Genomic DNA, 6,883 nt, shown 5'->3' on the forward strand with positions numbered 1-6,883 from the left:
TCGGCAGGTCCCCGCGCACGGGCACCCAGTCGCGGACGACGAGGGGGAGGAGGAGGACGACGACGCCGCCGAGGAGCGTCGGCACCCACAGCGTCGTCGGGACGCTCATCTCTTGGAGGACGAGGCGCTTGCCCACGTCGCTGACGGCGTAGCAGGCGGCGCTGAGCAGGGCCAACTGCGCGGGCCGGGCGGTGACCGCCTTCCGCAACGGGTCGAGGAGGTAGCCGCGGCGGTAGTTCGCGACGTACACCGCGAGGGTGGCGACGACGACGCCCGCAATCTGAATCAGTTCGAGCCGTTCCTGCAGGAACAGCACCTCGATAGGGAGGACGAACACCGGCACCACCTTGTTGATGGGGGCGACGTAGGACACTTCGCCCGCGTCGAGGGCCGCGAGGAAGACGAGGAAGGCGGCCGCCGTCGTGACGACGGTCAGGAGGAGGATTCCCGCGTCTGCGACGCCGATGGTCCCCGCGTCGGGGACCGCGGACGGCGGCGTCGACAGCGTGAGCGGGAGGTACCACAGGATGGCGGCCACGTTGACGCAGACGGTCAGGACGGTGCCCGGGTAGTCGAAGTAGCGCTTGAGCGCGAAGATGTACGTCCCCCAGACGAACGCGGCGACGACGGCGTAGCCGACGCCGGCGGGAGCGAGAGCGAGAGACCGCCCGACTGGAGGGCGACGGCGGCGAGCGAGGCGTCCATCTGGTCTGTCGCTGTCGCCGCCGCCACGAAAACCGTTCGATTGCGGCGTCGCCGGCGCCCCTTGGCGTGCGAGACGGTACCGTGGCTCAGAAAAAACGATGCTTCGGCGTCGACACCGTCGACCATGGAGGACTACGGGTACGTCGTCAACGTCGACGGCGCCGTCGTTCGGGACGGCGAGTACCTCTTCGTCGAACGCGGTGCGGACGAGTCGCACGCCGCCGGGTCGCTCGCGTTCCCGGGCGGGAAACTGGAGCGTCCGCCCGGTGGAGAGGAGACGATAGAGCGGGCGGTCGAACGCGAACTCGCGGAGGAGGTCGGCGTCGAAGTCGGCTCCGTGGAGTACGTCTGCAGTCGGACGTTCGAGGCCGACGACGGGACTCCCTGTCTCAACGTCGTCACCCTGTGCGAACACGTCGGCGGCGAGGCCCACCGCGGCGCCCCGGAGGAAGTCGCGGCGGTCCGATGGCTCACGCCCGCGTCGCTCGCCGAACGGGACCGCGCCCCCGACTATCTCCGCCGCGACGTCGAACGAATCGAGCGGTTCCGCGAGTCCCGGACCGCCTGAGGCGCGTCAGGGTCGACCGCGGCGACCGCCCGCCCTACTTCAGACCGCGCACGTACGTCTGCTCGTGTTCGGGGAACACCGTCTCGACGGTGTCCGGCCCGTGTTCCTCGGCGATGAGCGCGCGGAGTTCAGTCTCGTAGTCGCCCTTCGTGATTCGTTCGGAGGGGCCGCTCTCGACCTCCAAGTTGGCGTCCACGAGTCGGTCCACGGCCCGACGGCCGAAGCCGGACAGCGGTGCCAGGTAGTCCACGTCGTGCCGGTCTTCGAGGCTCTGCGCCTGCGCTCGCGAGACGGTGGGCACCCGGTCGTCGCGGCGCGTCCCGTCGGCGATGGCGTCCACGTCCAACTCGGCCACGCGTTCGAGGGCGTGTTCGTGGACCTGTTGGATGCCGTTACGCGGGTAGCCGTCCTCGACCATCCGCGCGGCGGCCGACTCGGCCACCTCCCGGTCGAGTTCGACCACGTCGAAGTCGTAGCCGAGTCTGTCGGCGGCGTCGCGGGCGTGTTCCCAGTCTCCCGTGACGTCGAAGTGAGCCGTCACGAGCGTCACCTCGTAGAACGAATCGAGCAGGAGGGCGGCCAGCGTCGAGTCCTTGCCGCCGCTGTAGAGGAGCGCGAGGTCCACGCCGTCTATCGCCGCCGGATGTTGAAGCTCTTCGAGTCGGGCTGAAGCTCTCGAAGCAGGTCCTTCATCTGGTCCTCGTCGATGCGGTCCTGGATGCGGCCGCTCTGCGCGAGTGCGACGAGCTGTTGTTTCACCTTCTCGGCGAAGTCGGGCTTCGACATCTCGACGGCGTTCAGTCGCTGGCGGGCGCCGTCGGTGAGGTACTGCTTGAGGAGCGCGTCCTGTTGCGCCTCGGCCTGTTCGCGGGCGGCCTCCTGTGCGGCCTCGTCCTGCTGGCCGCCCTGCCCCTGCGCCTGTTCCTGCAGTTTCTCCATCTTCTCCTGTCGAAGCTTCTCCAGTCGGTCGTCGTCGGGATTCCCACTCATACCTACAGATTCTCTCGCATTCTGAAAACGATTACGGACGTCCCGGCGCGTCGCCGACGCTGTCCGAGGGCGACGTCCGGAAAACTTCGCGGCGAATCGGTTACGCGTAGCGCTCGAGGTCCGGTCGGTCGAGCGACTCGAAGACGTCGGCGGCGGCGTTGTCGAGGAAGCTCCGTCCCTCGTCGGTGATGACGCGTCCCTCACCCTGCGCCGTGCGGACGAGACCCTCTTCTTCCAACTGCTGGAGGATGGTACGGATGATGTTCTTGCTACCGGTGTCGGAGTGCTTGCCCGAGACGACGTAGCGGTTGGAACCGCGCTTGCGGCCGCCGTACTCCGTCGAGAGTCGGTCCACGCCGACGGGACCGTTCATCGCCACCTTCCGCAGGAGCGACGCCGCACGGACGAACCAGAAGTCGTCCTGCTGGGGCGGGAGTTCGCGGGTCTGCCCCGTCTTCGCGAAGGCTATCCACTCCGGCTGTTCGATGCGGTCCTCGAGTCGCTCGGCGACGTCCTCGATGAGGGCGTCCGCCGGAACGTCGTAGAGGGTTACCATGTTGAGTCGATATTCTGGATGGCGTCGTTTAAAGCATCGTATCGGGTCTACGGCGCGAGAGCGGCTCTCACGGCTTCGAACTGCGACGCGCGACCGCTCGTCAGGCCGTCGAGTCGCGGAAGCTCACCCACGCCATCACGCCGCCGCCGAGGAGCGTCGGCACCCAGTACACCGCCCCGCGGAAGATGACGATGGCGGCGACGGCGATGGACTTCGTGACGGCGGGCAACGGCGCGGCCAACAGGAGGACGACGAGGACGCTCTCGATGCCGCCCGCGCCCCCCGGAAGCGGCGTCACGCCCGCGATGGCCCCGATGGGGACGACCAGCATCGCTATCGACAGGGGTATCTGGATGCCGATGGCGCGAAAGGAGAGCCAGAGGCCGAGCATCTGACAGAACCAGCCGAACGCCGAGGCGCCGAGGGCGAGTGCGAGTCCGCGCGGGTTCGTCGCCACGCGTTCGATGGCGCGGAAGAAGCCGTTGATACGCCGTTCGATGCCGCCCTCTGTCGGCACCGGGATGCGCGGCGCGCGCGCGGCGACCCAGCGGATGGCCGGCGTGAACGCGGAGACGACGCGCTCTTCGAGGCGGTAGCGGCGCTGCCACGCCACGTACCCGAGCGACGGCACCGTCACCGCGAGGACGACGACGGCGACGAGTGCCAACACGAGGTCCCGGTTCGTCCCGAGGGTGATTTCGGTGGCGTAGTAGAGCGCACCGACGAGGGCGATGGTGATGGAGGGGACGAAGTTCAGCGTGTCGACGCTGGCGATGGCCGCGAGACTCGTCTCGTACTCGGCGTCGGCCGACTGCGAGATGAGGTACGCGGTCACCGGTTCGCCGCCCGCCTGCCCGAACGGGGTGATGTTGTTCGAGAACATCGCGCCCGAGAAGACGAAGAAGGACTTCGGGAACGAGAGGTCGACGCCGAGGACGCCGAGGACGGTTCTGAGCGCGAGGCTCCACGCCGCCAACCACGCCAGCGTCGCGAGGACGACCAGCCCCACGGTGCCGGCGTCGGCCATCCGGAGCGTGTCGACCAACTCGCCGACGCCGGCGAAGTAGAACAGAACGGCGAACACCGCGAACGCGCCGAGGAAGCCGAGGACCGTGGCGCGGAGGTTCTCGCGGGCCATGTGCCGCATCTCGGCCGTGGACGCAATCAACCCATCGAAACCGCACGGTAGCGTGCGGGTCGCTATCGCACGGCGTCGCGGACGACGAGGTTTTTGTCCGTCGGGTGGTCAGGGAGTGGCATGGACGAACGCTCGGCGCTTCGCCTCCTCGCCGCGGACCTGCCGGCCGCGGGCGACGACGCCGCCGTCGTGAACGGACTGGTGGTGACGACGGACATGCTCCACGAGACCACCGATTTCCCGACGGGGACGACGCGGTACACCGCCGGGTGGCGCGCCGTCGCGGCGTCGCTCTCGGACGTGGCCGCGATGGGCGCCGACGCGACGGCCGCCGTCGCCGCCTACGGCGCGCCCACCCTCGACGAGACGGAACTGCGAGACTTCGTCCGCGGCGCGCGCGAGGCGTGCGAAGCGGTCGGTGCCGACTACGTCGGCGGTGACCTCGACACCCACGGGGAGTTCACCGTCGCCACGACCGCCCTCGGAGAGACGGACGCCCCCCTCCTGCGGTCGGGCGCGACGCCGGGCGACGTGGTGTGCGTCACCGGCGCTCTCGGCCGAAGCGCCGCCGCCCTCCGCGCGTTCGACGCCGGCGACCACGACAGGGCGAACGACCTGTTCCGGTTCACGCCGCGCGTCGCCGCCGGCGTCGCCCTCCGACCGCACGCGACGGCGGCGATGGACTCCTCGGACGGCCTCGCCCGGTCGCTCCACCAACTGGCCGACGCCTCCGACTGCGGCTTCGAGGTCGAGTGGGACGCGGTGCCCGTCCACGACGCGGTGACCGACTACGCCCGGGACCCCGACGACGAACGCGCGATGACCGCGTACTTCGGCGAGGACTTCGAACTCGTGTTCACGCTCCCGGCGGGCGCCGTGTCCGCCGTCCGCGACGCCTTGTCGATTCCGCTCACCGTCGTCGGCGACGTGACGCGGGAGGGAGTGCTCGCCGACGATGTCCCACTTCCCGACGCGGGCTACACGCACGCGGACGACTGAGTGGAGCCCGAGCGCTCGAAATCGGTTCTCTCCTGTTTTCACCGCGCTCAGAGCGTCATGACTTCGATGGGGACGAGGAGGAAACAGAGCGCGCCGAGCGCGAACGTGAGGACGCCGACGGCCATCCGCGCGGGGCCGATGGGCGAGTCGTCCACGGGGTTGGCGGGGCCGCGGTAGGCGATGAAGATGGCGAGAAAGCCCCAGAACACCCACAGACCGACCGACTCGTTGAACGAGTAGCCGAGGACGTAGTGGAGGTAGGCGGCGAGTCCGAACAGGGCGACGGGGACGAACGCCGCGAGTCGCTCCTGCGCCTCGCCGAGCATCGCGCGGACGATGTGGCCGCCGTCCAGTTGGCCGACGGGCAGGAGGTTCAGCACGGTGAAGAACATCCCCACCCACCCGCCGATGATGACCGGGTGGACGGTCACCGTCGGGTCGGCGTAGTTCGTCGGTTGGCCCAGCACCGTCGCGATGAGGTTCAACAGCGGCGGGTTGTTGAAGACGATGACCTGTCCGCTGCCGCGAATCACCGACTCGGGGACGGTCATCGGCGGCAGCGAGAGCCCGATTGCGGTGACGACGACGGTGGCCACCAGTCCCGCCAACGGGCCGGCGACGCCGATGTCGAACAGCGCTCGTCGGTCCGGCATCTGCCCGCGCATCTGGATGATGGCTCCGAGCGTCCCGAACGGGACGAAGAAGGGGATGAGATACGGCAACGACACGTCCACCCCGTGATACCGGCTGAGCGCGTAGTGGCCGAGTTCGTGCGTCGTCAGGACGCCCAGAACCGCGGCGGTGAACGGCCACGCTCGCAGGACCGAGAGCGGTTCGGCTCGAATCTCCGCGAACGGGATGTGGTACCACGCGAGTGCACCGACGACCATCGTCGAGACGACGGTGGCGAGGAACAGACCGAGGTTCTTCCACGGGATACCCTCGGTGCCGTTCGTCACCGGACGCGCCACGATGACGTCCTCGCGCCCCGAGGGCGTCGTTGCGACCTGTATCTCGTAGCCGGCCTGTCGGAACGAGGGCCACACCTCGCGGACGAGCATCTGCTCCGGGACCAGCGACTCCCCGTAGTAGAGGATACGGTCGCCGTCGCGCCTCGTCTCGTGGAGGCTGAAGACGGATTGGAGGGCTTCGACCGGCGGCATTCCCGCCGAATCGCCTGCGTCCATCACCGCGTCGTAGGGTACACGCGGCTATAAAACTCGTGTCGCGAAGAGAGAGCGGGTGACGGGGGTCCGTCGCGCGGGACGCGACCGACGGGGGACGGTCGGTCGCGCCGGGAACGGGTTCGGATGCTGGAGCGTCGTCCGAACGACGGGTGGCTATCTGCGGGTCGTTTCAGGGCGGTACGGGGTTATGCCGACGGTTCGACGCGCCACGTGGTCGCACTCGTGTACGACCACTTCTCGATGGTCAGCTCCGTGGCCGACTCGCGGAGTTTCACCATCAGGGCGCCGATCTCCTTCGGCGAGAGTCCGACCTCGTCCGCGATGAACTTCGACTTGAAGTACATCTCGCCGTCCTGTGCCTTCTCCTGAAGGTACTGCTTCAGACGGTCTTCCTTCGAGAGTTCCTTCGCGGCGGGTTCGGTGGAGGGGTTTACGGTTGCGCTCATCTGTGTCACCTCGATTCACCCTATGCCGTCGGGGGAGAATATAAAGGGGTGAACGTTAGGGGTAATTCGGCCGCTTTCAACCGTGAATCGACCAAAACGGTGCATTTCAAAACCCGCTCAGAAACAGTTAGATGTTTTATGACTCATTTTGATTCTTTATTTCTTGTATCCTTCTAAGGAACTTACTTAGGTCGAAATTCGGTCACGACTCCCCCTCGGCGCCGCGTCGGGTCGCGGAAACAGACCGATTAAGCGAGCGAACCGTCTCCGCCGGGCCGTTTCGTCCGTCGCGCG

At 67.9% G+C, this 6,883-nt stretch carries 10 protein-coding genes; 2 read left to right on the forward strand and 8 right to left on the reverse strand.

Annotated elements, in window-relative coordinates:
* Together GJ632_RS17580 and GJ632_RS24140 are read right to left on the reverse strand one after the other, a co-directional pair.
* A partial coding sequence (locus tag GJ632_RS17580) for an EamA family transporter (RefSeq protein ID WP_343161245.1) occupies positions 1–598 on the reverse strand: 598 nt, incomplete at its 3' end.
* Entirely contained in the window at positions 553–705 is a 153-nt protein-coding gene (locus GJ632_RS24140; RefSeq protein ID WP_231751654.1) for a hypothetical protein, read from the reverse strand. The genes GJ632_RS24140 and GJ632_RS17580, both read right to left, overlap by 46 nt.
* A 124-nt stretch (positions 706–829) precedes the next feature.
* Between GJ632_RS24140 and GJ632_RS17585 the strand changes: the two genes are divergently transcribed.
* Positions 830–1,273: an NUDIX domain-containing protein gene (locus GJ632_RS17585; RefSeq protein WP_191453630.1), complete on the forward strand. Its 444-nt coding sequence runs from the start codon at positions 830–832 to the stop codon at positions 1,271–1,273.
* A gap of 34 nt (positions 1,274–1,307) precedes the next feature.
* Here the strand turns inward: GJ632_RS17585 and GJ632_RS17590 are convergent, their stop codons facing one another.
* The 4 genes from GJ632_RS17590 to GJ632_RS17605 form a co-directional block, all read right to left on the reverse strand.
* A complete protein-coding gene (locus GJ632_RS17590) occupies positions 1,308–1,898 on the reverse strand; it encodes an alpha hydrolase (protein WP_089809070.1) in 591 nt (196 codons plus the stop codon).
* A gap of 5 nt (positions 1,899–1,903) precedes the next feature.
* Positions 1,904–2,263 (reverse strand): DNA-binding protein, encoded by a 360-nt coding sequence (locus tag GJ632_RS17595; protein ID WP_089809068.1) that lies wholly within the window; start codon positions 2,261–2,263, stop codon positions 1,904–1,906.
* A gap of 100 nt (positions 2,264–2,363) precedes the next feature.
* Positions 2,364–2,819: a 30S ribosomal protein S19e gene (locus tag GJ632_RS17600; RefSeq protein WP_089809066.1), complete on the reverse strand. Its 456-nt coding sequence runs from the start codon at positions 2,817–2,819 to the stop codon at positions 2,364–2,366.
* Between the two features lie 100 nt (positions 2,820–2,919).
* Complete coding sequence (locus GJ632_RS17605; protein ID WP_089809064.1) at positions 2,920–3,957, reverse strand: lysylphosphatidylglycerol synthase transmembrane domain-containing protein; 1,038 nt, start codon at positions 3,955–3,957, stop codon at positions 2,920–2,922.
* Positions 3,958–4,077: 120 nt separating this feature from the next.
* Here GJ632_RS17605 and thiL point away from each other — a divergent pair, with 120 nt between their 5' ends.
* On the forward strand, positions 4,078–4,956 hold the full coding sequence (gene thiL / locus GJ632_RS17610; protein WP_191453631.1) for a thiamine-phosphate kinase: 879 nt from the start codon (positions 4,078–4,080) through the stop codon (positions 4,954–4,956).
* Between the two features lie 47 nt (positions 4,957–5,003).
* Here thiL and GJ632_RS17615 read toward each other — a convergent pair whose 3' ends face one another.
* The gene (locus tag GJ632_RS17615) at positions 5,004–6,143 is read right to left on the reverse strand and encodes a site-2 protease family protein (protein WP_191453632.1); all 1,140 of its coding nucleotides are present in this window, start codon (positions 6,141–6,143) and stop codon (positions 5,004–5,006) included.
* Positions 6,144–6,328: 185 nt separating this feature from the next.
* A complete protein-coding gene (locus tag GJ632_RS17620; RefSeq protein ID WP_089809058.1) occupies positions 6,329–6,589 on the reverse strand; it encodes a hypothetical protein in 261 nt (86 codons plus the stop codon).
* Positions 6,590–6,883: the final 294 nt, after the last annotated feature.

Origin of the sequence: Halogeometricum sp. CBA1124, assembly GCF_009741955.1 — an archaeon.
Classification (GTDB): domain Archaea; phylum Halobacteriota; class Halobacteria; order Halobacteriales; family Haloferacaceae; genus Halogeometricum; species Halogeometricum rufum.

What these genes read in the sequence shown, in the direction of transcription:
- GJ632_RS17600 (WP_089809066.1), bottom strand. Translation starts at nt 2,819, where the DNA reads ATGGTAACCCTCTACGACGTTCCGGCGGACGCCCTCATCGAGGACGTC.
- GJ632_RS17595 (WP_089809068.1), bottom strand. Translation starts at nt 2,263, where the DNA reads ATGAGTGGGAATCCCGACGACGACCGACTGGAGAAGCTTCGACAGGAG.
- GJ632_RS17615 (WP_191453632.1), bottom strand. Translation starts at nt 6,143, where the DNA reads ATGGACGCAGGCGATTCGGCGGGAATGCCGCCGGTCGAAGCCCTCCAA.
- thiL (WP_191453631.1), top strand. Translation starts at nt 4,078, where the DNA reads ATGGACGAACGCTCGGCGCTTCGCCTCCTCGCCGCGGACCTGCCGGCC.
- GJ632_RS17585 (WP_191453630.1), top strand. Translation starts at nt 830, where the DNA reads ATGGAGGACTACGGGTACGTCGTCAACGTCGACGGCGCCGTCGTTCGG.
- GJ632_RS24140 (WP_231751654.1), bottom strand. Translation starts at nt 705, where the DNA reads ATGGACGCCTCGCTCGCCGCCGTCGCCCTCCAGTCGGGCGGTCTCTCG.
- GJ632_RS17620 (WP_089809058.1), bottom strand. Translation starts at nt 6,589, where the DNA reads ATGAGCGCAACCGTAAACCCCTCCACCGAACCCGCCGCGAAGGAACTC.
- GJ632_RS17605 (WP_089809064.1), bottom strand. Translation starts at nt 3,957, where the DNA reads ATGGCCCGCGAGAACCTCCGCGCCACGGTCCTCGGCTTCCTCGGCGCG.